General features: G+C 65.8%; 23 protein-coding genes. 6 read left to right on the top strand and 17 right to left on the bottom strand.

Annotated features, from left to right (window positions below):
* Positions 1-2: 2 nt before the first annotated feature.
* From K6T25_RS08500 to secF, 5 genes are all read right to left on the bottom strand, one after another.
* Positions 3-395 carry a type II toxin-antitoxin system VapC family toxin gene (locus K6T25_RS08500; protein WP_222913193.1) on the bottom strand — a complete coding sequence of 131 codons (393 nt, stop codon included), beginning with the start codon at positions 393-395 and terminating at the stop codon, positions 3-5.
* The gene (locus K6T25_RS08495; protein WP_222913191.1) at positions 392-625 is read right to left on the bottom strand and encodes an antitoxin VapB family protein; all 234 of its coding nucleotides are present in this window, start codon (positions 623-625) and stop codon (positions 392-394) included. Before K6T25_RS08495 ends, K6T25_RS08500 begins: the two co-directional genes overlap by 4 nt.
* A gap of 65 nt (positions 626-690) precedes the next feature.
* Positions 691-1,035 (bottom strand): hypothetical protein, encoded by a 345-nt coding sequence (locus K6T25_RS08490; protein WP_222913189.1) that lies wholly within the window; start codon positions 1,033-1,035, stop codon positions 691-693.
* Positions 1,036-1,115: 80 nt separating this feature from the next.
* Positions 1,116-2,687, bottom strand: a complete 1,572-nt coding sequence (locus K6T25_RS08485) for a preprotein translocase subunit SecD (RefSeq protein WP_222913187.1) — start codon at positions 2,685-2,687, stop codon at positions 1,116-1,118.
* Positions 2,684-3,580, bottom strand: coding sequence for a protein translocase subunit SecF (gene secF / locus K6T25_RS08480; RefSeq protein WP_222913185.1), 897 nt, complete (start codon positions 3,578-3,580; stop codon positions 2,684-2,686). Before secF ends, K6T25_RS08485 begins: the two co-directional genes overlap by 4 nt.
* 370 nt (positions 3,581-3,950) lie before the next feature.
* On the opposite strand from secF, the gene K6T25_RS08475 reads away from it, so the two are divergent.
* Positions 3,951-4,262 (top strand): DUF7968 family protein, encoded by a 312-nt coding sequence (locus tag K6T25_RS08475; protein ID WP_222913183.1) that lies wholly within the window; start codon positions 3,951-3,953, stop codon positions 4,260-4,262.
* 175 nt (positions 4,263-4,437) lie between these two features.
* Here K6T25_RS08475 and K6T25_RS08470 read toward each other — a convergent pair whose 3' ends face one another.
* The 3 genes from K6T25_RS08470 to K6T25_RS08460 form a co-directional block, all read right to left on the bottom strand.
* On the bottom strand, positions 4,438-4,815 hold the full coding sequence (locus K6T25_RS08470; protein WP_222913180.1) for an NUDIX hydrolase: 378 nt from the start codon (positions 4,813-4,815) through the stop codon (positions 4,438-4,440).
* Between the two features lie 400 nt (positions 4,816-5,215).
* Positions 5,216-5,776 carry a DUF5812 family protein gene (locus K6T25_RS08465; RefSeq protein ID WP_222913179.1) on the bottom strand — a complete coding sequence of 187 codons (561 nt, stop codon included), beginning with the start codon at positions 5,774-5,776 and terminating at the stop codon, positions 5,216-5,218.
* Between the two features lie 163 nt (positions 5,777-5,939).
* Complete coding sequence (locus K6T25_RS08460; protein ID WP_225917714.1) at positions 5,940-6,542, bottom strand: DUF8056 family protein; 603 nt, start codon at positions 6,540-6,542, stop codon at positions 5,940-5,942.
* A gap of 200 nt (positions 6,543-6,742) precedes the next feature.
* Here K6T25_RS08460 and K6T25_RS08455 point away from each other — a divergent pair, with 200 nt between their 5' ends.
* The gene (locus K6T25_RS08455; RefSeq protein ID WP_222913177.1) at positions 6,743-8,026 is read left to right on the top strand and encodes a glucose-6-phosphate isomerase; all 1,284 of its coding nucleotides are present in this window, start codon (positions 6,743-6,745) and stop codon (positions 8,024-8,026) included.
* Between the two features lies 1 nt (position 8,027).
* Positions 8,028-8,768 (top strand): CPBP family intramembrane glutamic endopeptidase, encoded by a 741-nt coding sequence (locus tag K6T25_RS08450; protein WP_222913176.1) that lies wholly within the window; start codon positions 8,028-8,030, stop codon positions 8,766-8,768.
* A 2-nt stretch (positions 8,769-8,770) separates the two neighbouring features.
* Here K6T25_RS08450 and K6T25_RS08445 read toward each other — a convergent pair whose 3' ends face one another.
* Both K6T25_RS08445 and K6T25_RS08440 read right to left on the bottom strand, forming a co-directional pair.
* Positions 8,771-9,229 carry an NOB1 family endonuclease gene (locus K6T25_RS08445; protein ID WP_222913174.1) on the bottom strand — a complete coding sequence of 153 codons (459 nt, stop codon included), beginning with the start codon at positions 9,227-9,229 and terminating at the stop codon, positions 8,771-8,773.
* A complete protein-coding gene (locus tag K6T25_RS08440) occupies positions 9,229-9,474 on the bottom strand; it encodes a PRC-barrel domain-containing protein (protein ID WP_073307159.1) in 246 nt (81 codons plus the stop codon). The genes K6T25_RS08445 and K6T25_RS08440 overlap by 1 nt, the downstream gene beginning before the upstream one ends.
* A gap of 158 nt (positions 9,475-9,632) precedes the next feature.
* Between K6T25_RS08440 and K6T25_RS08435 the strand changes: the two genes are divergently transcribed.
* From K6T25_RS08435 to K6T25_RS08425, 3 genes are all read left to right on the top strand, one after another.
* Positions 9,633-10,751 (top strand): sensor histidine kinase, encoded by a 1,119-nt coding sequence (locus K6T25_RS08435; protein ID WP_222913172.1) that lies wholly within the window; start codon positions 9,633-9,635, stop codon positions 10,749-10,751.
* A gap of 94 nt (positions 10,752-10,845) precedes the next feature.
* Complete coding sequence (gene infB / locus K6T25_RS08430; protein ID WP_222913170.1) at positions 10,846-12,675, top strand: translation initiation factor IF-2; 1,830 nt, start codon at positions 10,846-10,848, stop codon at positions 12,673-12,675.
* 169 nt (positions 12,676-12,844) lie between these two features.
* Entirely contained in the window at positions 12,845-13,081 is a 237-nt protein-coding gene (locus K6T25_RS08425; protein WP_222913168.1) for a DUF8015 family protein, read from the top strand.
* A gap of 227 nt (positions 13,082-13,308) precedes the next feature.
* Here the strand turns inward: K6T25_RS08425 and K6T25_RS08420 are convergent, their stop codons facing one another.
* From K6T25_RS08420 to K6T25_RS08390, 7 genes are all read right to left on the bottom strand, one after another.
* On the bottom strand, positions 13,309-13,689 hold the full coding sequence (locus tag K6T25_RS08420; protein WP_222913165.1) for a DUF5811 family protein: 381 nt from the start codon (positions 13,687-13,689) through the stop codon (positions 13,309-13,311).
* 95 nt (positions 13,690-13,784) lie between these two features.
* Positions 13,785-14,267, bottom strand: coding sequence for a pyruvoyl-dependent arginine decarboxylase (locus K6T25_RS08415; RefSeq protein WP_222913163.1), 483 nt, complete (start codon positions 14,265-14,267; stop codon positions 13,785-13,787).
* A 284-nt stretch (positions 14,268-14,551) separates the two neighbouring features.
* A complete protein-coding gene (gene pan2, locus K6T25_RS08410; RefSeq protein WP_222913161.1) occupies positions 14,552-15,787 on the bottom strand; it encodes a proteasome-activating nucleotidase Pan2 in 1,236 nt (411 codons plus the stop codon).
* 106 nt (positions 15,788-15,893) lie between these two features.
* A complete protein-coding gene (pepF, locus tag K6T25_RS08405; RefSeq protein WP_222913159.1) occupies positions 15,894-17,696 on the bottom strand; it encodes an oligoendopeptidase F in 1,803 nt (600 codons plus the stop codon).
* A 154-nt stretch (positions 17,697-17,850) separates the two neighbouring features.
* Positions 17,851-18,141: a hypothetical protein gene (locus tag K6T25_RS08400; RefSeq protein ID WP_222913157.1), complete on the bottom strand. Its 291-nt coding sequence runs from the start codon at positions 18,139-18,141 to the stop codon at positions 17,851-17,853.
* Between the two features lie 300 nt (positions 18,142-18,441).
* Positions 18,442-20,118, bottom strand: coding sequence for a transposase (locus K6T25_RS08395; RefSeq protein ID WP_345778215.1), 1,677 nt, complete (start codon positions 20,116-20,118; stop codon positions 18,442-18,444).
* A gap of 77 nt (positions 20,119-20,195) precedes the next feature.
* Entirely contained in the window at positions 20,196-23,099 is a 2,904-nt protein-coding gene (locus K6T25_RS08390; RefSeq protein ID WP_222913155.1) for a PAS domain S-box protein, read from the bottom strand.
* Positions 23,100-23,105: the final 6 nt, after the last annotated feature.

Genomic DNA, 23,105 nt, shown 5'->3' with positions numbered 1-23,105 from the left:
CCTCAGTACGTCTCGATGTCGAGGTTCGGGATCCGCTCGAAGTGGGAGACGTTCCGGGTCAGAACCGGTTCGTTCTCTCGGATCGCGGTCGCCGCGATGATGCAGTCCTCCCGGTCTATCCGGTCGCCGTTAGCGATGAGCGTACCGCTCAGTTCCCCGGCCCGCTTCATCACGCCGTGGTCGGCCGGGATCGCGTGCTTGGAATCAAGCACGCGAAGCACCTCTCGTTTCTCCTCCTCGGGCCTGTCGGACCGGTGGACCCCCTCGTAGAGTTCCAGCGACGTGATAGAGGCGACCTTCTCGGGGCGGCTCTCCCGTTCGAGGAGGTCGAGGACGTCCAGCGCGTCGGTGTCCCCGTTCAGCACATCGATCAGAAAGCTCGTGTCCTGAATCATTCCGTCAGGTCGTCGGCGACCCGATCACGTCGCTCGCGGGACCGTTCGCGTCCCTCCTCGATCGCCGCTTCGAGTTCGTCCGTCTCACCCTCCCAGATCCCGGCGACCTCCCGCCACGACCGTTCGCCGGCGAGTCGTTTGACGACCGTGCTGAAGCTCTCCCCTTCCCGCTTGTGGGCTTTCAGCCGCTCGTACGCCTCGTCGTCGAGGGAGATCGTTTTCGTCCCCATGTGTACACAGTGCACTGTGTATATTTATAAAGTCTCGCCGGGGGGTCGGGGAGCATGGAGAGAGATCACCGGAACGGCGGCAGCCGCCAGCCGTAGGCGACGAGCGCGCCGGCGACGAGCAGCGCCGCGGCCGCGAGCAGCGGGATCGGAACGCCCGCGTCGGCCAGCGTCGAGAGGACGATCCCCGCGAGCGGAAGCAGTACGAGCAGGCCGACGGCGGCACCGACGAGGACGGTCCAGACGGAGCCGGAGCGGTCGTCGCGTGCGGCCAACTCCTCGCGGACGACGCGGCGGGTGACCCGCTCGATGTCGTCGTCGGTCAGTCGGTCGCCGCGGTCGGAGCGGTGGTCGTCGGTCGGGCCGTCGGCACCCGAATCGCCGTCGGCCTGACTGGATGACTCGGAGGGCACGGTCGCCGACTCGCACGACGGAGCGAAAAGCGGTTCGGCGCGACGGGGGGGGGAACCGGAAGCGCCCCGCCGCGTCGGGCTCAGCGGTCGGTCAGCAGCGCACGGAGGATGTCGCCGTACGCAGGCCGAGTGATGAGCACGCCGACGAGCACGCCGAGGATCGTGAAGATGGCGAAGCCCTGGAGGTCGCCCAGCGAGAGCCACGGCGAGGCCAGCGGAGCCATTGCGACGATCGTCGTCGCGGCCGCGGCGCCGACGACCCAGAACGCCTTCCGGAAGCGCGACTGGAAGACGCGCCGGGAGTTCACGTCGCCCTCGGCCATCACCTCGTCGGCGATGATCACGAGGTCGTCCACGCCGGTCCCGATGACGGCGATGAACCCCGCGATGACCGAGAGGTCGAGCGGATACTGGATGAACGCCGCGAATCCGAGGAGGACGACCACCTCGGAGAACGCGGTGAGCACCATCGGCGCGGCGACCTTGGGGTCGCCGTAGCGGAAGAACACCACGCCAGCGACCGTGAGCACCGCGAGCAGTCCGATGATCACCGAGTCGCGTTTGAAGTCGTCGCCCTGTGCGGCGCTGATGGAGGTCGCGGTCCCCTCATCGAGCGCCAGTCCGGCCGGGAGCGCGCCGGCGCGGAGGTCGACCGAGACGTCCTGCGCGCGCTCGAACGAGCCGGTGACGAGGATGAACTGCGGGTCCTGCGCCCACTCGCCGTTTCGCATCGACTGCGCGAGCGAGGGGTTCATCCCGAACGAGGAGACGACGCTCCCGTCGCGGATGATCAGGATGCACGGCTCCGTGGTGTTCGCCCCGTTCTCCTGGCTGTAGGTGCAGTCGGTGCCGCCCTGTCCGGCGACGCCCGTCTCGACGAACAGCCGCTGGACGCGTTCGGCCTCGCTTTGTTGCACCGACACCGGGACGTGCGGTCCGGGGCCCTGCTCGCCCTGCTGGGCGGTGCCGACCGTCTGGAAGTCCTCCTGCCGGATGACGGTCGTGTTCACGTACTCCGTCGTGTTGTTCCGCTGGACCTGATGGTACGCCGCGATCTGCACGGTCCCACGGGAGTTCACCAGATCGCGGACCTCGCTGAGGTCGTCGTTGGGGACCTCGATGAGGACGAAGTCGCCGTTGCCGATCGTCCGGACGCTCCCGCCCGAGAGGCCGGCGGCGTTGATCTTCGACTCGAGGACCTCGATCGTCTGCTCGCGGGTCTCGTCGGTGACGCCGTCGCGGACGGTCTCGTACTCGTAGCCGGCGGCATCGAGCGCGTCCCGGAGGTCGGCCTGCGTCGCGTTCTCGGTGACGAGTTCGACCGTCCCGCTGGAGTTCGTCGAGAACCGCGCGATCACGTCGGAGCTGTCGCCGGCTTCCAGTTCCGCGGCGACGTCGCGTTCGACCTCGGCAGTGTCGCGGCCCTCGAACTGCACCTCGTCGGCGGTGACGCCGACGAGTGGCGCGCGGATCCGCGACCCGCCCGACAGCTCCAGCCCGTACTGGAGGTTCGTCGCGCTCTCCTGGGCGGCCGGTCCCTGGCTCCCGGACGGCTCGAACGCCGGCGCGAACAGGAACAACGACGAGAGGGCGAGCATGAACACCAGCATGACGACCCGCCAGTTGTCCTTGATCGTCTCCCAGGCACTCATCGTGCCACCCCCTCGAACTTGTACCAGCGAAGCAGCGACACGTTCAGCAGGTACGTGTTCATCAGGTCAGCCGCGAGCCCGAACACGAGGATGGTGCCGATGCTCGCGAGCAGCCCGATGCCGAGGAACGACGCGACGACCGCCATCACGGCCATCGCCGCCAGCGAGGTGAGCGTCATCGTGACCCCCGTGCGCATCGCGCGGTAGGTCGACTCGTAGAAGTCGCCCGAGCGACGGAGCACGCTGTTGTTGAGGAGGATATCGGAGTCGACGGAGTAGCCGATGAGCATCAACAGCGCCGCGACCGTCCCGAGCGTGAGTTCGATGCCGAGGAGGTTCATCAGCGCGACCGGAATGACGATGTCCGAGAACGCCGAGACCACGACGGCGATGCTTGGAACGAACGTCCGGAACAGCGCGAACACGAGCGCGGCCATTCCGGCGAAGGCGGCGACGACGCCGATCAGCGCGCGCTGTTGGGTCTCCGACCCGAAGGCCGCCCCGACGCCCTCGATGGATCGGACGTCGAACCCGGCCTCGCCGGCCTCCGATTCGAGCTGTCGGGTGAGCTCGCTCTGTTCGGTGTCGGACCCCTCCGTCTGGAAGGTGGCGATGTACACGTCGCTGTTCCCGACCCGCTGGATGCTATCCGGCGTCGCGGTGAACGCCCCGCGGATGTCTTCGCGTGCCTGTGCGTCGCTCGGGGCGTCGACGGCGACACGCATCTCCGTGCCGCCGGTGAAATCGAGCCCCGGATCGACCGGCGCCCCGGTCGTCGCGTACGCCCCGCCGATGACGAGGAGCGCGACGGCCAACACCGCGAGCGGAATCGCGGCGAGTTGCCGGTTCGTGTACCGGGTGTAATCGACTTCCGGTACCTCGAATCGAGCCATGCGTTCCGGTCCCCCCGCGCACCGAATAAGCCTTCTTCTTCACGGCCACCGGCGTTTCAGCCGTATTCGCCGCCCACGGTCACGCTTCCGACCGATTCCGATCAGGACACGCGGCGATCTCCGCTCGTTCGTTCCGCCGGCCCTCCCCCGCGTCGGCCCGTCCGAGTCCCGGACACGTCGCCCGCTCGATGCGACGAGACAGTACATCGTGCGGTACAGGGTCGATTTTACCTCGAGAGCAGCGGCACCACCCCGGTCGTCACTCGGACGGTCACGCTGCTCTCGAGGGGTCCGTCTTCGGGAAGCCGGTATGGCGCCTCGCGGACACACCGACGACAGGTCGATGTGGCGAGGCCCCGTAACCGAGGCCATGGACGACAACGCGGCGCGCGTGGTCCTCTCGTTCCCCGACGGACTGAGCGAGTGGGGCCGCGACCAGATCCGGACGGACCGCTACCGGAACTACCTCCGGCGGATGCTCGACGAGCCACGGGTCGGCGACGAGCGCGAGGAGTTCGTCGACGTGGGCTGTTGCGGCGATTCGCTGGATCTCACGTTCCGGGTTGAGGCCGTCGAGGGAGGCACCTGCGTCGGGGACGGAACCGTCGTCGAGTTGATCGAACGTGCGGGCGCGATCGAGGGCGGGTGGCGCGTGCAGTCGGTCGCCGGCCCGAGAGAGTGAGTCGGGTACGGCGCCGCGATCGATCCCGTGAGCGTCGCGTCGACGCCGTTCCCGTGCCGGCGCGTCGACGACGCTGTCTTCCCTCGACGACCGACATCGCCACCGCGGAACGACGCCGCCGCTCACGGTTGCGAGTACGTTCGCCGATCCGGCGCGTCGCTCCGGTGGGTGAGGTTCACTCGTCGAGCATCGTCTCTATCGCCTCCCGGTCGATCCGTCTCGTGGCCTCCGGCGAGGACAGGATCCGGGCGACCGACCAGAACTCGACGTCCGTCGCCTCCTCGCCGGGTGCCGGGGTCCCGTCGGTCTCCGAGTAGTCGACGACGTACGTGATCATCGTGTAATGCCGATCCCGATGCGTGCTGTGGACCGCGGAGAGGAGATCGAGGGAGGACGAGTCGGCCGCGATCCCAGTCTCCTCCTCGAGTTCCCGAACGGCCGCGTTCGCGGGTTCCTCGTCGAACTCGGGGTGTCCCCCCGGAAGTTCCCACTCGTCCCGCCCAACTGGCTCGATCAGGAGCACGGCGTCCTCGGCCCGAACGATGACATCCACAGCCGGCACCGCGTTTCGAAAGTGACGGTGGCCACAGTCTGGACACGACCGTCGCTCCCGTCCGTGTATCTCCCGGCGCACCAGTTCGGTCCCACACTGATGGCAGTACCACGGCTCGATGGCGACGATGGAAACGAGTCGCAGCTCGTTCACATAATCGTGGGGGAACGGGCGGTACTCGGAGAAGTGACCGGTACTGAAGCGAGCGACAGCGCTCCGCCCGGCCGGATCGTGAGCAGTTGCGTTCACGAGACGACTCGAACGGGTCGAGCGCACACGCCCGACCACCTGTTGTTGGTGAATCGATATCGCGGTATCGAGTTTACTTCGAGAAGTGGCGGGCCCAGTAGCTCCACGGGGAAAGCGTCGAGAATCGGACCGGAGGAGCGGTAGCGACGGGCTACGGCATATACCGCACGGCGACGACCCCGGGAGCCGACCGGATCTCCACGCGGTTCACGCCGAGGCGAGCCGCGTGGGTCCGACTGGTGTCGGGATCGTCGAGTACGTCGGCGACGGCCCGACGGGTGTCGTCCTCGGGGACGGAGATGACGTGGATCTCCCCGGTTCCGGCACGCTCGGTGCGCGTGAGCTCGCCGACCGCCTGGTCGTCGGCGAGATCCAGCGAGTGCCGGGTCGGCGGCTCCTCGCTCTCCTCGACGGCGATCTGCCGGCGCTCATGGGCCTCGACGAGCTGCCAGGAGACGTTCATCGGCGGGTCGGGCGCGACGACGCCCTCGACGGCCTCGCCCTCGGCGACGCCGGGGTTCGAGGAGAGCGTGTGCACCTGTCCGGAGTCGACGTCCCGCAGCACGGCCGAGTCGTCGTCCGCGTGGGTGACGAGAAACGTGCCGTCGTACTCGCCGTCGGCGGCGGCGCCGGCGTCGGCGTCGCCGGCGGCCGACGCGAGCGCGTCGCGGACGGCGTCCAGTTCGGATCCATCGGAGTCGCGGTCGGTCATGGGTGTGGGTAGGCGGGGAGGGCTTTTCCCCGTTTCGTGACCAGCGAGGGCGAACGTAGTGAGCCCTCGAACGACGGCGGAGCGAGGTGGTCCGCTCCGCCCAAGGAACCAGCGAGGGCGAACGCAGTGAGCCCTCGAACGACGGCGGAGCGAGGTGGGTCCGTCAGCGACGGAGGTAGTGAACCAGCGGGACGAGCAGCGCGGCGACGACGGGGATCACGAGCCCGAACAGCCGCGGGAGGTCGTACAGCACCGCGATCAACGGCGCGAAGGCGCCCGAGGGCGGCGGCCGCGCGACCGTCTCGCCGTCGAGAACGAACGTCTCTGGGAGGGCGGCGACCACGCCGAGGTACAACGACGCGAGGAACAGGTACCCCGCCAGCGCGAGGCCGAGTTCGTAGCCGGGGCGCCCCGACGTTCCGCGACGGCGCGAGCGCGCGACGAGCAACACGGGGGAGACCGTCGGAGCGACGGCGCCGAGCGCGACGACGACGTAGAACGCCCGGACGATCGAGAAACGCGCCTGCGCGGTCGCACCGAACAGCGTGATCAGCGCGAGCGTGAACAGCAGCGTCAACAGCGCCGCCGCGAGGCCGCCGACGAGGACGTACGATTTGAACGTCAGCGACTCGCTGGCGCGTGCGGCGTACGGGAACGCGCCGAACACGCCGCGGTACCCCTCGTCGCTCCCGCCGGACTCGACTCCGGCGGGGTCGTCCCCGCCGGACGCCGTCGCGGCCTCGGGCGTTGCCTCGGCGTCTGTCATCGCCCGTGGTTGGGTCGCGGCGGTGTTAAGCGCCCCGTCCGCGGTTCCGGTTCCGCGGTCGTCGGATGAGAGGGTGACGGAAGCCGGCGCGGCGGCCACGGCACTGCCGTCGTGGGCCGGTCGTCGCGAGCCGGTCGGCGTGGCGTCAGGGGGGTGGCGAGGACGGCAGGGTTTTGCCGGCGGCGGACGGCGGTTCTCGCATGAACGTCGACATCGGCAACGCCCTCGACGGCGATCTCGGGCTGGATCGGAGGGATCTCGACGCGCTCGACGAGCGCGTCGCCGACGCCCACGACCGCATCGACCGCGGCCGCGCCGAGGCCGAACACGGGTACGCCGCGTTGAACCTCCCCGACACGTGCGACCCCGACGCGATCCGGCGAGCGGCCGACGGATTCGACCCGGACCACCTCCTGACGGTCGGCATCGGGGGGAGCGCGCTGGGGGCCGCAACCCTCACTGACGCGCTCGGGACGGGCGTCGACTGCCGATACCTCGACAACGTCGACCCCGCGTGGATCCGCGCGATCGTGGACGACGTGGACCTCTCGTCGACCGTCGTCAACGTCGTCTCCCGGTCCGGGACGACCGCGGAGACGCTCTCGAACTTCCTCGTCGTCCGCGAAGCGATGGAGTCGGCGGGCGTCGACTGGACCGAGCGCACCGTCGTCACGACCGGCGAGGCGGGCAACCTCCGGTCGATGGCCGACCGCCACGACCTCCCCGCGCTCGACGTGCCCGAGGGCGTCCCCGGCCGCTTCTCCGCGCTGTCGACGGTCGGGCTGTTCGCCGGCGCGGTGGCCGGCGTCGATCCGGACGCGGTGCTGGCGGGCGCCGCCGACGAGGCCGACCGGCTCGCGGGGTCGCTGTTCGAGTCGCCCGCGTACGCCTACGGCGCGACGACGTACGCGCTGGCGGAACGCGGCGCGGCGACGAACGCCGTGATGCCGTACGCCGAGTCCCTGGAGCGGTTCGCCGAGTGGTTCGCCCAGCTGTGGGCCGAGTCGCTCGGGAAGGACGGACGCGGGCAGACGCCCGCCCGCGCGCTCGGCGCGACCGACCAACACAGTCAACTGCAGCTGTACCGCGCCGGCCCGGCCGACAAGCTCGTCACGCTCGTGCGCCCCCGCGAGGCGGCCGACGTGGGCATCCCCGAGACGGACCTGGAGGGGCTGTCGTACCTCGGCGGCTCGTCGCTCGGGGAGCTGCTGGACGCGGAGTTTCGCGCGACCGAGGCGAGCCTCGCGGCCGCCGACCGGGAGAACGTCCGGATCGAGATCGACCGCGTCGACGAGCGCGGGCTCGGCGAGCTGCTGTACGGGACGGAGGCCGCGTGCATCCTCTACGGCGAGCTCGCGGGCGTCTCGACGTTCACCCAGCCCGCCGTCGAGTGGGGGAAGAAGGCCGCGCGCGGCCTGCTCGGCGGCGGCGAGTTCGCCGAGGCGGAGGCGGTCACCGAGAAGCGGCGGCTCGAGGTGGAGTGAAGTGACCGTCGAACTCGGCCCGCCCGGGGGGACGATCGATGGGCGAGAGGTCGTTCTCCGGGTCACGCAGGCGTTGCTAGCGTTGGTGGCGGCGCTGGTCGCCGCGTGGACGATGATTCCTCTGGTCGCGGGCGGGGCTGCGGCACTCGGAGTCGCCGACGGCTCAGCGGCGATGTCCGTCGCGGAGACCGTCGGTCAGTACGTCGGGTTCGCCGTCGCCGCCGTGATGTTCGCCGTCTATGCCGGCGACCGGGACCTCTTACAGATCCGCGTTCCGACCCGTCGTGAGGCTGTCGTCGCAGTCGGCGGCGCAGTCTTCCTACTACTTGCGGGCTATGCTATCCTCACGGCCTTCGCGGCCGTCGGCCTGACACCGAGCACGAACCGGGCCCTTACGAATCCGCCGCTGTACTTTCTCGCGATGATCCCGCTATCGTTTCTGACGACTGCCGTCGGTGAGGAGTTCGTTTTCCGCGGAGTCATCCAGGGAGAGCTTCGGCGAGCGCTCGGTCCGGTCGGTGCCATCGTGGGCGCGTCGCTACTATTCGGACTAGTCCACTTCCCAGCGGGGGCGGGAACCACCGAACAGCAGTTGGTGTACGTCGTCGTAACCGGTGTTCTCAGCCTCGTTCTTGGCGGCGTATACGAATATACGGACAACCTCACCGTCCCGATCTTCGTCCACGGCGCGTACAACGCCGTCCAGTTCGCCGTCCAGTACCTGGAGACGGCCGGCGTCTGAGGCTACGCCGGGTTCTTCCGGGTCAGGTCGCTCCCGCAGATCCGGCAGCGGTCGCGGTTCTCGTCGAACGTGCGGCCACAGCCCGTACACTGGAACTGCCAGTCGCGCTCCTCGGCGATGCCCTCGCGGGCGATGACGCGGATGCGGACGTCCATGCGCTCGGCGACGTTCTGCATGGCGTAGTCGTCGGTGACGAGCGTCGCGTCGAGCTCGAACGCCGCCGCGAGCAGGCGCAGGTCGGTGTCGGACAGCTCCCCGAGGTCGCCGGTTTCTTCGGCGGCGCTGCGGACGCGTCCGACGGCGCCCTCGCCGGGGACGTGAATGTGCATCCCGGCGCCCTCCTCGGCGTCGAATCGGAGGGCGGTCTCGCCGGTGAGTTCCGCCTGGACGGCGGGGATCGAGGCGGTCCGGTCGTCGCTGTCGTACCCGTGGATGAACGCGGACGAGTCGAGGACTTCCATTACGTGCGGACGACGATGTAGTCTTTCACCGCCTGTACGTCCGCGACCGGGACGTGAAATCGGCCCGACTCGTCGCGGTCGAACGGCACCTGCGCCGGCGAGAGCTCCTCGTTCGGCGTGACGAGGAGATCCGACAGCGAGCCCGTCTTCAGGTCCATCGTGATGTTGTACAGCATGCCCAGCTCGGTGCCGTCCGAGCCCATGACGGCCTTCCCCGAGAGGTTCTCGGCGAGGATATCTGCCATACCTGCGCTCACTGACGCGACGAGCATAAACGCCACGCTGGCGTCCGACGCGGGGCCGACGCCCCAGGTTCGGCGTCGGACACCGAAAATACCGCGCCGGAATCGCTGAAGCGATCCCACAGCTATATCCAGCGGACAGGGAATGACCCGACATCACGATGGGTGCGCCAGATCCGCCCGGCGGTGGGACATCGGAACGACGGCTGACCCGGTTGCCGGCGCTGATCTCGGCGGTCGGCGGAGTCGTGCTTCTGGCCGCGATCGTCCGAAGTGTCCGGGCGCTGCTGGGCGGCGAGGCGCCGCTGGTGGCGGTTCTGGATCTCGTGTTCGTTGCCGCTCCGGCCGTGGCCTTCATCTACACCGGCCGGTGGATGCCGAATTCCACGATCGACAGGGAACAGTACCCGCGGATCCTCGGGTGGTCGTTCGGGGGCGTCGCGGTCATGTACGGTTTCATCCTGCTTCGCGATGTCCACCCCGGCGTGACCGCCGAGTGGTCGATCGGAACGCAGGCGATCGCCCTGTCCATCGGCTCGATCGGCGGCCTGCTGATCGGGGTCCAGGAGTCGAAGGCGATCCGGCGGACCGAGCAGCTCGAGGTGAGAACCCGCGATCTGGAGGCGAACGAGCGGAAGCTCACCCGACACAACGAACAGCTCGAACGGTTCGCAAGCGTCGTCTCTCACGACCTCCGCAACCCGTTGAACGTCGCACAGGGCCGCCTCGAACTGGCACGCGAGGAGCGTGACGACGAACACCTGCGGACGGTCGCGGACGCCCACGGACGGATGGGTGCGCTGATCGAGGACGTGCTGACGTTGGCGCGCCAGGGCGAGTCGATACACGAGACCGAGCCCGTCGAGCTCGCGCCGCTGGTCGAGCGCTGCTGGCGGACCGTGGCGAGCGCCGACGCGACGCTGTCGGTCGAGACAACCGCAACCGTTCGGGCCGACCCAGATCGCTTGCGACAGCTTCTCGAGAACCTGTTCGGGAACGCGGTCGATCACGGCGGCGACGCCGTAACCGTGACGGTCGACACACTCGAGAACGATGACGGCGGCTCCGACGGTTTCTACGTCGCCGACGACGGTCCCGGAGTTCCCGAAGCCGACCGGGATTCGGTGTTCGAGCACGGCTACTCGAGCGACAGCGACGGCACCGGGTTCGGGCTCGCGATCGTCGCGGAGATCGCCGGCGCCCACGGCTGGGAGATCCGCGTGACCGAGGGCGCCGCGGGCGGGGCCCGCTTCGAAGTCACGGACGTCGATATCGGGTAGTCGCGCCCCGCGTTCGGCGGAGTCGAAGCCCTTACTTCATGCGGCCGTCCAGTACCGACAAGAGCCGTTCTTCGCCGCAGAGAGGATCTCAGCCATGTCAGACACGAATTCAGACGCCGACACACAGGAGACGTTCGACGCCGGCTCGCTCCGCACGCCCATCGTCGCGGTGCTCGGCCACGTCGACCACGGGAAGACGACGCTGCTCGACCGCATCCGCGGCTCCGCCGTCCAGGAGGGCGAGGCGGGAGCCATCACCCAGCACATCGGCGCGACCGCCGTGCCGCTGTCGACGATCTCCGAGATGGCCGGCGCGCTCGTCGACCCGACCGACTTCGACCTGCCCGGCCTGCTGTTCATCGACACGCCCGGTCACCACTCCTTTTCGACGCTACGCTCGCGCGGCGGCGCCCTCGCCGACATCGCGGTGCTGGTCGTCGACGTGAACGACGGCTTCCAGCCGCAGACCGAGGAGGCGATCAACATCCTCAAGCGCACCGGCACGCCGTTCGTCGTCGCCGCGAACAAGGTCGACACGACGCCCGGCTGGAACCCGCGGGAGGGTGAGCCGATCCAGCAGTCCCTGGAGCAGCAGTCCGACCGCGCGAGTTCCCGGCTCGACGAGAACCTCTACGAGCTCATCGGCGATCTCTCGGACAAGGGGTTCTCGGCGGACTTCTACTGGCGCGTGCAGGACTTCCAGTCCAACATCGGCGTCGTCCCGCTCTCGGCGATGACCGGCGAGGGGATCCCCGACCTCCTCACCGTCCTGATGGGGCTGTCCCAGCGCTACATGAAAGCGGAGATGTCCGTCGACGTGGCCGGCCCCGGCGTCGGGACGGTACTGGAGGTGAAAGACGAGCAGGGGTTCGGCGCGACGCTGGACGTGGTGCTGTACGACGGCGTCGTCCGCGAGGGCGACACCGTCGTCGTCGGCGGCCGCGACGAGCCGATCGTGACGGAGGTTCGCGCGCTGCTTCAGCCGCGCCCGAACGCCGAGATCCGCACGGAGCAGCGCTTCGAGCGCGTCGAGGAGGTCCGCGCGGCCGCGGGTGTCAAGATCGCCGCGCCCGACCTGGACGACGCGATGTCGGGCGCGCCGGTCCGCGTCGTCCGCGGCGACGACGAGGCGGCGCTCGAGGCGGTGAAGCGGGAGGTGCGCGAGGAGCTCGCCAAGATCGAGGTCGACACCGCCGAGGACGGCGTCGTGGTGAAGGCCGACACGCTCGGGAGCCTTGAGGCGATGGCGAACGCCCTCGACGAGGCCGAGATCCCGATCCTCCGCGCGGAGGTCGGGGACGTGGCCCCGCGCGACGTGACCGTCGCCCAGACCGCCAAAGAGGAGACCCACAAGGTGATCCTCGGGTTCAACGTCGACGTGCTCGCCGACGCCGAGGAGGCGCTCGAACACACCGATGTGCGCCTGTTCGACGACGACGTGATCTACCAACTCGTCGAGGAGTACGAGGCGTACGTCGAGGAACTGGAGCGCACCCAGCAGGAGACGGTGCTCGACAAGATCACCAAGCCCGCGCGCTTCCGCATCCTGCAGGACCACACCTTCCGCCAGAACGACCCCGCGGTCGTCGGCGTCGAGATCCTCTCGGGAACCGTCCAGAACAACCGCTCGGTCGCGAAGTTCGAGGGCAGCGAGCCGAACCGCGTCGGCACGCTCTCGGGCATCCAGCATCAGGGCGACGACGTCGACTCGGCACGGGCGGGCGAGCGCGTCTCCGTCGCCATCGACGGGCCGACCGTCGGCCGCCAGATCGAGGAGGGCGACGAGCTGTGGATCGAACTGCCCGAGAAACACGCGAAGATCCTCGAGCAGGAGCTCGCCTCGGAGATCCGCGCCGACGAGATCGAGGCGCTGAAGGCGTACCTGGAGAAGCGGCGGAAGACGGACCCGTTCTGGGGGAAGTAGGGCGGCGAGATCGCGTCCCGAACGCGCAGATTCCCTTCGATCGACGTGATTTCGTGGTCGCCGGACACCCGGAGAGAGAACACTCGTCACGTACACGAATTATCCACGTAGTATTTCAGCCGTAACAGATTTTACGAACCGTATAGTATTTCTACAGTGGTGAGAGTCGATGAGTGTTCGAGACCCGTCCAACGACGATATCGTCCCTGGGGCCGGCCTCGTGTCGCCGTCGAAGTACGACCTGCTGCTCGCGGCCGTACCGACCTTGCTCGTCGCCGGCGCGGTCGGGGCCGCGCGGTTAGCGCTGCCCGCGTCGGTCGGGACGGGACTCGGCTCGCTGCTTGCGGCGTTGCTCGTCGGCTACGGTCTGTTCGTCGAACCGCCCGTCGGCGGCCGCGACACCTGACCGCACGGGCGAGGCGCCGAGCAGGTCAACGCGGCCGGTGTTCTCCGATTCCGCGTCGCGTCAGGCGGGGATTGGAAAGAATGAATTCTACAGGAAAATCGATAGACAGCGGTTCGGATCGGCGAAGATCCTCGATCGGTCTGTCGTCGGGCGGTGAGCGAGCGGACCGGCGGGCGCGCTCCGACCGGCGGGACGGAGAACGAGTCCGAGCGGGCGAGGCGACGCGGCTATCGCGCGGTCGGTTCGAGATCGTCGCCGACGGCGGACATGACCTGGGCGGCCGCGCTGGCGGCGAGGCCGCGGGCGACCTCCTCGCGGTCCTCGTCGTCGAGGCCGGCCTCGATCTCGTCGAGGTCCGGCGAGAAGCCCGCGCTGACGGCGTGGCCTATCGGCGGCTGGACCGCGACGGTGGCCTGCGGTCCGTTCGTGCCGTAGGAGAGTTCGGAGCCGACGGCGTAGCCGTCGGGGAGATACGACTCGGTGCGCGTGACGATGGTGGCGACCGCCTGTCGGAGCGCGTCCTTCTGGTCGGCCGTGAGGTCGACCTCCTCGGGACGGCCCGCCTCGACGACGCCAGGCGCCCCCGCATAGGGGTTGTTGCCGTTCATTAGGGTCGGCGATGATATGGGTGGTCCGCGTAAAAAGGCGTCGGCGACCTGTCGGCTGAATACAGTATCGAGACCCCGAAACCGGGGCCGACGGCTCACGCGATCGGTTCGCTCTCGCCGTAGGCGGCGACGACGACCGCGGCGACGTACGCCGAGTCGTCGGTCTCGACGGTCGCGCAGCGCGTCTCCTCGCGCTCGAAGGTCCAGTCGCGCAGATCGCGGCCGGCGTCGAGGCCGGTCGACACCGTCTCGCGGACCGCGTCGGCGTCGCTCCCGTCGGCCTCGTAGAACAGCCCCGGACCGGGACCGGTCGTCCATCCGAGACAGGCCGTGACCGTGTCGGTCGCGTGGGCGTCCTCGGGCGAGGCGGCCGCGTGCGCCTGCACGACTGTAAGCCGGTCGCCCGCGGGGCCGAGGTCCGGGACAGTGTCGACGGCGCGGACGGTCGCGTCGGCGGGAACGACCGACGAGACGGTGACGAGGTTGAAGTCGCCGACGCCGGCGTCGGCGAGCGCGGCGTCGTAGGCGGCCAGCTCGGTCGGCCCCCGGCCGACGCCGTCGGCGACGTGGATATCCATATCGGCGGTGGGGCGTCGGGGCGAAAGTGGGTGTCGATAGCGAGGCGTGAGGGAGTGAGCGAAGCGAACGACCGAGCGCCTCGACCAACGGCGGTGAGGTCCGAAGGGCCGAGCCGCCCAGAAAATAGCGAGGCGTGAGGGAGTGAGCGAAGCGAACGACCGAGCGCCTCGACCAACGGCGGTGAGGTCCGAAGGGCCGAGCCGCCCAGAAAACAGCGAGGCGTGGGAGAACGAGTGGCACCGAGTCGAGAACCGCCGGACGCGACCGCGAATCGGAACCCGAGTCAGTACTGGTAGCGACCGAACTCGCCGTCGTTGAACACCGGACCCTCGGTGTCGGTTTCGATCTTCTCGCGGGCCTCGTCGAAGTCCGCACGGCGGACGGTCGTCCGCTCGTCGCGGATGGCGAACATCCCGGCCTCGGTCGTGAGCGCGGCGATGTCGGCGCCGGAGTAGTCGTCGAGTTCCTCGGCGAGGTCGGCGAAGTTCACGTCGTCGTCGACCGACATATCCGCCGTGTGGATCTCGAGGATGCGCTCGCGCCCCTCGGGGCCGGGCTTGGGCACCTCGATGAGGCGGTCGAAGCGGCCCGGGCGGAGGATCGCCTCGTCGAGCATGTCGAAGCGGTTCGTCGCCGCGATGATCCGCACCTCCCCGCGGTCGTCGAAGCCGTCCATCTCCGAGAGGAGCTGCATCATCGTGCGCTGGACCTCGGCGTCGCCGGAGGTCTTCGAGTCCGTACGCTTGGCGGCGACGGCGTCGATCTCGTCGATGAAAATGACGGCGGGCTCGCGCTCCTCGGCGAGGTCGAACAGGTCGCGCACGAGGCGCGCGCCCTCGCCGATGAACTTCCGGACCAGTTCCGAGCCGGCCATCTTGATGAACGTCGCGTCGGTCTCGTTGGCGACCGCCTTCGCGAGCATCGTCTTGCCGGTTCCCGGCGGGCCGTGCAGCAGGACGCCGCTGGGCGGGGTGATGCCGACCTCGCGGAACGCGTCGGCGTTGATGAGCGGGTCCTCGACGGCCTCGCGAACCTCGCGCACCTGGTCGTCGATGCCGCCGATGTCGGCGTAGGTGACCTCGGGGTCCGCGTCGACCTCCATCGCCTGGGCGCGGGCGTCGGTCTCGTCGTCGAGCACCGTCTGGACGCTGAAGGAGTCGTTGATGGCGACGCGGTCGCCCGCCTCCAGTTCGTCCTCCAACTGGGGCGAGAGGTCGGTGAGCACCTCCTGGTTGTTGCCGTGCTGTTTGATCACGGCGCCGTCCTCGGTGAGTTCCTCGACGGTCGCGATGTACAGCGACGCCGTCTTCAGCGCCTCGTTGCGGCGCTTGAGCTCGTCGACCTCCCCGCGGAGGTCCGCGCGGCGACTCTGGGCCTCATCGAGGCGGGCGTCCAACTCGTCGTTGACCTGGACGATCCGCTCGAAGTGCTTGCGAAGCGCCTCCAGCCGCTCGGCCTCGTTCATGTCGGGATCCAGCTCGAGGCGGGGCCGGTCGGGGAGAGACGGGCTCCGAGACATTTCTTGTCCGTGCTTAGGTACCGCCGGTAAAGGGGCTTTGGGTGGCGGGAGCGTTCGCCTCCGCCGGGGATCGTCGCGACTGTGACCGCAGTACTGCGCGGTCGTCTTACAGATCGAGCAGCGCCTCGGCCTCGTCGAGATAGTCGTCGTAGACGCCGATTGCGGACTCGATCGGCTCGCTGTCGGTCATGTCGATCCCGGCGATCTCGAGCACGTCGATCGGGTACTCGGCGCCGCCGGCGCGCAGTGCCGCGCGGTACTCCTCGGCGGCGACCTCGCCCTCGTCCTCGATGCGGTCGACGATGGCCGCGGCCGCCGAGATGCCCGTCGAGTACTGGTAGACGTAGAAGTTGTAGTAGAAGTGCGGAATACGCATCCACTCGCGGCGGATGTGCTCGTCGACGTTGGCGTCGACGTGCCCGTAGAACTCCGCCTTCAGGTCGCCGTACAGCTCGTCGAAGGCGTCGGGCGTGAGCGGCTTGCCGGCCTCGTCATGCTCGTGGATCGCCTGCTCGAACGCCGCGAACATCGTCTGGCGAAAGAGGGTAGAACGGAAACGTTCGAGGTACTGGTCGAGCGCGTGGACCCGGAGCTCGTCGGACTCCGCGTTCTCCAGCAGGTGCTTCGTCAGGAGCGTCTCGTTGACCGTCGAGGCGACCTCCGCGACGAAGATCTCGTAGTCGGCGTACTGCCACGGCTGGGCCTCCTTCGCCAGCTCCGAGTGCATCGAGTGCCCCAGCTCGTGGGCCAGCGTGTACATCGAGGAGACGTCGTCCTGGTAGTTCATCATGATGAACGGCTGGGTGTCGTACGTCCCCGCCGAGTAGGCGCCCGAGCGCTTCCCGCGGTTCTCGTACACGTCGACCCAGCGCGACTCCAGCCCCTCGGCCATCCGGCGCTGGTACGCCTCGCCCAGCGGCGCGACCGCCTCGACCACGTGCTCCTTGGCCTCCTCGTAGCTGATCTCGGGGCCCTCGTCGCCCGTCAGCGACATGTACAGGTCCCACATCTCCAGGGTGTCGACGTCGAGCGCCTTCCGCTTCAGGTCGGCGTGGCGCCCCAGCGAATCGAGGTTGTCGCGGACGGTGTCGACGAGCGTGTCGTACACCTCCACGGGGACGTTCGGCCCGTTCAGAGCGGCCTCACGGGCGGAGTCGTAGTTTCGGGCTTCCGCCATCTTCACGTCCTTTTTCACACTCTTCGCGAGCGTCGTCCCCACCGTGTTGCGGACGGTCTCCCACTCGGAGTAGAACTCCTCGTGGACGCGGTGGCGGAACTCCCGATCCGGCTTCTGGAGCAGCGTCGTGAAGTTGCCCTGGGAGATCTCGATCTCGTCGCCGTCGGGGCCCTCGACCGTCGGGAACGTCATGTCCGCGTCCGACAGCATCGAGTACGCCTCGCCCGCGGCGCCGGTGACCTCGCTCAGGTCCGCGAGCAGTTCCTCGACCTCCGCCGAGCGCGTGTGCGGCTTCATCCGGAGCACGTCGTCGAGGAAGTGCTCGTACTCCGCGAGCGCGGGCTCCTCGTCGATCATGTCCTCGACGTCCCCCCAGTCCAACTCCTGCAGTTCGGGTTCGAGGTAACTCGACGCGCTCGACGCCTCCGCCGACAGCGCCTGCGCCTTCGAGGACATCGCCTGGTACTCCTGATCGCGGGTGTCCTCGTTCGAGCGCAGCCGCGCGTACGACGTGACCTTCGACACCTCGCGGAACACGCCCTCGTAGGTGTCGAGCAGTTCTCGAAGCGTCGCCGCGCTCTCGGTCGCGCGCCCCTCGTAGGCCCGGAGGTCGTCGAGGCGCTCCTCGACGTCCTCGTGGGCGGCCTCCCACGCCTCGTCGTCCGCGTAGATGGAGTCGATGCTCCACTTGTACTCCTCGTCGATCTCCGTGCGCTCGGGAACCGAACTCATACCCCGAACTCACCCGTGAGCGGTGGTAAGTCTTGCCAAGCGGATCCGGTAGAATCGCCCGCGAGCGTCCGATCCGACCGTATCGGCAGTGAGACCGAGCGCGACGAACTCGACACCGGGGCTCCGCGTACAGTCGGCCGATACTCGCCGCGATTCACTCGCGTTCGGGGTACGGCGCTTCGACATGCAGCAGCTTGACGCCCGGCGCCCGTCGGAACGTCTCCGTCCCGACGGTCGACAGCCCCGCATCCCCGAGCCATCGGTTCACCGCATCGGGATCGAGCGTGCCGCCGCCGAGGGTGATCAGGTACGTGAGGTCGATCAGCGCGACGCCGACGTCCGCCACCGACGCGCGCCCGCCCCGTCCGAACTGGTCGAGGATCGCCGCCGGCGCGAGGTTCGCGCGGAAGGCAAGCCGGTCGAGGAACCCCGGAACGACCGGCATCAGCCGATCACCGGGTGCTGGAGGCGCATAGCCCGTGGTCGACCCGTACGATGATAACCGTCCGGGGACGTTTCATAAATCGGATAACGCAATACGAAATCGGCGTGTCTGGAAGTTGAGACTACAACGGGTATAGCAGGGCTGTAATGCGTGGATTTTGCCGATTTAGTCAGCGGAAACGACCTCAATTCTCTCTCCAAGCGGCCATTCTTGTCATACTTCCAATGGTAAGGGCGAATTTTCGAGACATCCAACAGTGTAGCCACTCAGACTGCGCGCTAACCCAGACTGAGTGTCTCTCTATCCGACTCCAGTCTCCTTCTTCAGCAGCGTCAGTGTGTTATCTGCCGTCACCATCGGCGAGTGCTCGTACTCACCGGTCAACGCGACCTGGACGAGCAAGTCGACGGCTCGCCAGATCGAGTACAGCAGGCACGCGAACGCGAAGTAGAAGAACCGTAGCCCGAAATCCTTCGACGTCGTCGCTGCCATGAACCGTTTGATCGACCTGTAGCCGCTCTCGATCTCCCACCGATACCCGTATTCAGTGAGGTGACCACTCCCGCAATTCGTCATGAACACCGAGTACTGCCGATGATCGTCGTGCTCGGAATCCTCTTTCCGACGGTAGATTAGCGTCGTCTCGTGCCACTCATTCTTGCCGAGGTGGAGCTTCCGGTCGGTCTCGTATCGGTCCTGGTCGCGCTGGAGCAATCGCTTCGCCTGCGCTTTCTCGCTGGTCTGCATCCGTTTCGGAACCACATAGGAGAGGCCGCGCTGGCTGATCATCTCCAGGATGTGCTGGCTGTCGAACTCACGGTCCATCAGCACGTTATCGACGTGAACGGCTGCCTCAGCCGAGTCCAACAGATCCTCGACGATTTCCTTGCGTGTATCGCCTTTGCGTACCGGGCGCGCATCGAGGACTATTGGAACAGCGTTCCCGACCAGCTGGACCGTGGCCCACTGGTAGGCGTACTCATCGGTTTTCTCCTTCGTCCCGATAATCTCATCTTTGTGTCCGGCGCGGTCACCGGTGAACGGGTCGGACTCGGTAATGTCGATCGCAACAATACCGGCTCGGAAGAACTCCTCTGTCTCTGCGACTCGATCTAAGAGGCGACTCACGGCGTGGCGGTACATCTCCCGAATCTGTTCGATGGAGAGGTCGCGTATATGCTCCCGATGGGCGTGACCGAGCGGTGTCCGCTCTCGATTAGATTCGTGAATGAAGCTCCGAGCCCCTTCGTTGACGGCAAGGTTCTCTCGAAGTCCGAGATAGGTCTGGAGGTCCCAGTAAGCGTTCTCGCGGATCTCACAGCCCTCGCCACGGTCCAGTGAGAACGCAGGGAACGCAACATCACTGACCCGCTTAGTGACTCTCTCGGCCTCGTCTAACACTGTTTGATCATCAGGATCTGATTCTCTACTCTCGTTACGGTGTCTGTGGCTCTGCCGTTCTGGCTCACGCGGGACCGTTACACCCCCATTCTGGGCTTTGATAAGGATGGTTCGCGCTGTGGTCTCGACGGTGTCCTGGAGTTCAGCAGTGAACCGATGGTGCCAGCTGCGCCACAGCGTGGATTGGTTCGGCACCGAGTCCAGCCCGATCTGTTCGCATAGATCGGGGTGTTGGGTGAGGTATTCGACGAGAGCAGTCTCGTGGTCCCAGCCATGGCATTCTTTCAGCAAGAACAGGCGGAACAGTGTCTCCATCCCGTAGCTCGTTGAGCCTGCATACCGGTCGTGGGCATCGAACTGGACGTATGCGAGCGGCACTGCGTGGACGAATTGGTCAACGCCCTCGTGATCGTTATGCTGGAACCAGGGTTCCGCAACGAGGCGAACATCCGATTCTACTCCGGGGAGGGACGAGCGATCGAACAGCCGGCTCGACTCGTACGTGGGCCAGTCGGCGTAGGATCTTTGGGCGATCTGGCGGAAGACAGTACGGCAAGAATCACGTGTCAGGGCCACGGAGGGACAGTGGCAACGACACGCTCAAGTATTCGTCCAACTGCTCGTACAGAGGGCTCACTAAGCAGGGCAGAGAACTAGCCCGTGGGAAGACGAACAGTCACCGTAGTCCCTCCCGAGTCGTTCGTGTCAAACGACATCGTTCCGTTCGAACGGCGAACAACCTGATTGACGAACCACAGGCCGAGTCCTGTCCCATGGTTTAACGGATTGATCTCGCCGTCTGCTGTCAACACGTTCCATTCTTGTTCTGGAATTCCTGGTCCATCGTCTCGTACCGTCAGTTCAGTCATTGTCCCTGTGCCTCGGAGGTGGATATCAACTCTCGGGTGTTCCCGCTCCGAATGAATAATCGCATTCTCTACCAATTCCCGAATCGCTTCAGTAATCTCAGGCGTGGTACTCACCTGACAGTCGCGATCCAGGTCCGTCTGTAATCTCGCATCAGGGTATTGCGTCTGCACCTCTGAGACAGTTTCACTAATTGTCGGTGCCAAGTCCACATCGACGGTGTCAGTGTTCTTGGTCAGCAGTGTCGTGATTCGATGTTGATTCTTCGCCACCTCAATGAAGTCTCGGGATTTTTTGCGTATTTTCTCAGCGTTGGACAATACTGTATTTGGCCCTTGCTGTTCGATGAGTTCGGCATGCCCTAGGATGACATTCATATCATTCTTTATATTGTGCCGGAAGACACGGCTGAGAACTTGCAGTTGCTCGCGGTTTGCTTGTTCCTCAGAAACATCAATTATGTGTACCACATATCCATCGATATCACCATTATGCGTTCGAAGCGGCGAACTCCGTGTCTCACTCGGGAAGACCTGTCCCGACTTTTTTTCGAAAGTACGGATGAGTGCTTCCTGGGAGGTGTCTGTCGTCTCAAGCAGTCGCTCCACATCTGTACTCTCGTCTGTGATCGTGCTGAGGTGATTTCCCTTGATGTCGTCACTCTCGTACCCGAACAGGTCGGCAAAGCCCGGGTTGCACGTCGTAATCGTGCCATCGATATCCGTGACTACGACCGCGCCGCTGACGCTATTAAATAACGACTTGTACCGCTCTTTCTGCGCGTGTATCTCGCGGGTCCGCTGGACCTGTTCTGTAATGTCTCGGACAACGCCCATACCGCTCTCTGGCTCTCCGTCACACCCGAATTCAACCTTGGCTGTTTCCTGCACCCATCGTGTCTTGCCGTCTACCACGATTCGATGCTTAATGTCATAGCTGCCCTCTTCTAGTGCTTCACTCCACGCTTCGTCAATTTTCTCGCGGTCATCGGGATGAACCCTCTCCAGGAACCGTTCATACGTCATCGGCGTTCCCGGTTCTAAGCCGAAGAGCCGATAACATTCGTCCGACCACTGCAGATCGCTGGTGTCAATATCCAGATGCCAACTCCCCACGTTCCCGACTTCTTGGGCTTGCTCCAGATGCGTCTGGATTTCTTCCTCTTTCTCCCTGCGCGCGGTAACGTCCCTCGAAATGACCGCGACACCTCGTTCGCCATCGTAGAGTTTCACCGGAACGAACCGTTGCTCGGCACATACCACCCCGACCGATTCTAACGAGAGGTCAAATTCGAGACTTAACGTCTCCGACCCGTCAGGTTCTCGAACCCACTCGCCGACATCGGGTTCCTCGTCCTCTAAGAATGAGTCGATCGCGTCCACAAACCGTTGCGGCTCTTCGTCAGGTGCAGCCATCTCCTCGGTGACCGATTCAATCGGGACCCCCTTGATCGCCTCCAGGGGCACGTCTGCAAAATAGAGTGCCGCATCGTTGGCAAACTGGATTCGCTTGTCCTCGTTGATCAGGAATGCGACTTCGTTCATCGCCTGCACGACGAGCTCGTGCGTTTGCAGGCGTCGTTCGCGCTCTTTCCGGTCGGTGATGTCCTTCTGGAAGCCGACGAAGCTCTCCAGTTCACCGTCTTTGTCTCTGACCGGGGCGATTGATAATTGGTTCCAGAATGCGGTACCGTCCTTACGATAGTTTTGCAATATCGTCTCGACCGGCTCGATGTTTTCAATCCCGTTACGGATGGTTGCAACCTGTTTGGGGTCGGTTCCCTCGCCCTGAAGAAACCGACAGTTCCGCCCGACTGCTTCGTCTTCGTCGTACCCGGTAATTTCGGTGAATGCTTCATTCACATAGCTCATCGGGTTATCCTCCTGTGACGGATCAGTGATTGAGATCCCAATGGGCGCGTTGTCAAGCGCGCGCGTCTTTCGACGAAGTTCTTTTTCGCGCTCCTTGCGGTCAGTGATGTTTCGCGTCGATCCGACGATTTGCGTCACCTCCTCGTCGACGATTACCGGTGCGAGTCTCGTTTCCCACCACGGCCCACTGTTGAATACTGAGAGATATTCTTCGTACTCAATGGACGTTCGTCCGTGTACACACTCTCTGCATTTCTCGCGGATCGCATCGCTGTCCGTCTCGTCGGTGATTTCACGGATCGTTTTTCCCTGGATTTCGCCAGCCAGAGCGCCCGTATAACTCTCGTATGCAGGGTTGACCTGATTGACGCGAAACGTCTCTCCATCATCTTCGACGTCAATGACGAACAGTCCGTCTTGCGCGTTCTGGAACAACGTGTCTGCCCGTTTCAGTTCGTATAGGCGTTCTTTTCTTTCAGTAATATCTTTGAAGAAAACAGTAACACCCGTGTCGTCGGGATGGACTCTGACCTCCCACCACGTTTCCAGCGCGTCGTTGTACCGTTCGAAGGAGGTCATTTGTCCGGTTTCGTTCGCTTGCTCGATCGCGTCTTGTGCTTTGGTTCCCTCGGGGTTTGGAAAGGCGTCCCAAACGTACTCGCCGAGAAGTGACTCAGCGTCAGTGTCGAGGAACTCTGTCGCTCGCTTGTTAACGTACGTGTACCGGAGGTCGTGATCCAGAGCCACGATGCCGTCGGATACTCGTTCGAGTGCGTCACTTCGCCGCTGTACAGCGTTCGGTGTGCGTGAGTCGCTCATTTTCTT

The organism is Halobaculum rubrum (assembly GCF_019880225.1).
Lineage (GTDB): Archaea > Halobacteriota > Halobacteria > Halobacteriales > Haloferacaceae > Halobaculum > Halobaculum rubrum.
The sequence above is the reverse complement of the archived record's forward strand: the minus strand, read 5'-3'. Positions and strand labels throughout refer to the sequence as shown.

What these genes read in the sequence shown, in the direction of transcription:
- K6T25_RS08400 (WP_222913157.1), bottom strand. Translation starts at nt 18,141, where the DNA reads ATGCCGGTCGTTCCGGGGTTCCTCGACCGGCTTGCCTTCCGCGCGAAC.
- K6T25_RS08445 (WP_222913174.1), bottom strand. Translation starts at nt 9,229, where the DNA reads ATGGAAGTCCTCGACTCGTCCGCGTTCATCCACGGGTACGACAGCGAC.
- K6T25_RS08500 (WP_222913193.1), bottom strand. Translation starts at nt 395, where the DNA reads ATGATTCAGGACACGAGCTTTCTGATCGATGTGCTGAACGGGGACACC.
- K6T25_RS08485 (WP_222913187.1), bottom strand. Translation starts at nt 2,687, where the DNA reads ATGAGTGCCTGGGAGACGATCAAGGACAACTGGCGGGTCGTCATGCTG.
- infB (WP_222913170.1), top strand. Translation starts at nt 10,846, where the DNA reads ATGTCAGACACGAATTCAGACGCCGACACACAGGAGACGTTCGACGCC.
- K6T25_RS08495 (WP_222913191.1), bottom strand. Translation starts at nt 625, where the DNA reads ATGGGGACGAAAACGATCTCCCTCGACGACGAGGCGTACGAGCGGCTG.
- K6T25_RS08455 (WP_222913177.1), top strand. Translation starts at nt 6,743, where the DNA reads ATGAACGTCGACATCGGCAACGCCCTCGACGGCGATCTCGGGCTGGAT.
- K6T25_RS08425 (WP_222913168.1), top strand. Translation starts at nt 12,845, where the DNA reads ATGAGTGTTCGAGACCCGTCCAACGACGATATCGTCCCTGGGGCCGGC.
- K6T25_RS08415 (WP_222913163.1), bottom strand. Translation starts at nt 14,267, where the DNA reads ATGGATATCCACGTCGCCGACGGCGTCGGCCGGGGGCCGACCGAGCTG.
- K6T25_RS08460 (WP_225917714.1), bottom strand. Translation starts at nt 6,542, where the DNA reads ATGACAGACGCCGAGGCAACGCCCGAGGCCGCGACGGCGTCCGGCGGG.
- K6T25_RS08475 (WP_222913183.1), top strand. Translation starts at nt 3,951, where the DNA reads ATGGACGACAACGCGGCGCGCGTGGTCCTCTCGTTCCCCGACGGACTG.
- K6T25_RS08420 (WP_222913165.1), bottom strand. Translation starts at nt 13,689, where the DNA reads ATGAACGGCAACAACCCCTATGCGGGGGCGCCTGGCGTCGTCGAGGCG.
- secF (WP_222913185.1), bottom strand. Translation starts at nt 3,580, where the DNA reads ATGGCTCGATTCGAGGTACCGGAAGTCGATTACACCCGGTACACGAAC.
- K6T25_RS08440 (WP_073307159.1), bottom strand. Translation starts at nt 9,474, where the DNA reads ATGGCAGATATCCTCGCCGAGAACCTCTCGGGGAAGGCCGTCATGGGC.
- K6T25_RS08435 (WP_222913172.1), top strand. Translation starts at nt 9,633, where the DNA reads ATGGGTGCGCCAGATCCGCCCGGCGGTGGGACATCGGAACGACGGCTG.
- K6T25_RS08390 (WP_222913155.1), bottom strand. Translation starts at nt 23,099, where the DNA reads ATGAGCGACTCACGCACACCGAACGCTGTACAGCGGCGAAGTGACGCA.
- pan2 (WP_222913161.1), bottom strand. Translation starts at nt 15,787, where the DNA reads ATGTCTCGGAGCCCGTCTCTCCCCGACCGGCCCCGCCTCGAGCTGGAT.
- pepF (WP_222913159.1), bottom strand. Translation starts at nt 17,696, where the DNA reads ATGAGTTCGGTTCCCGAGCGCACGGAGATCGACGAGGAGTACAAGTGG.
- K6T25_RS08465 (WP_222913179.1), bottom strand. Translation starts at nt 5,776, where the DNA reads ATGACCGACCGCGACTCCGATGGATCCGAACTGGACGCCGTCCGCGAC.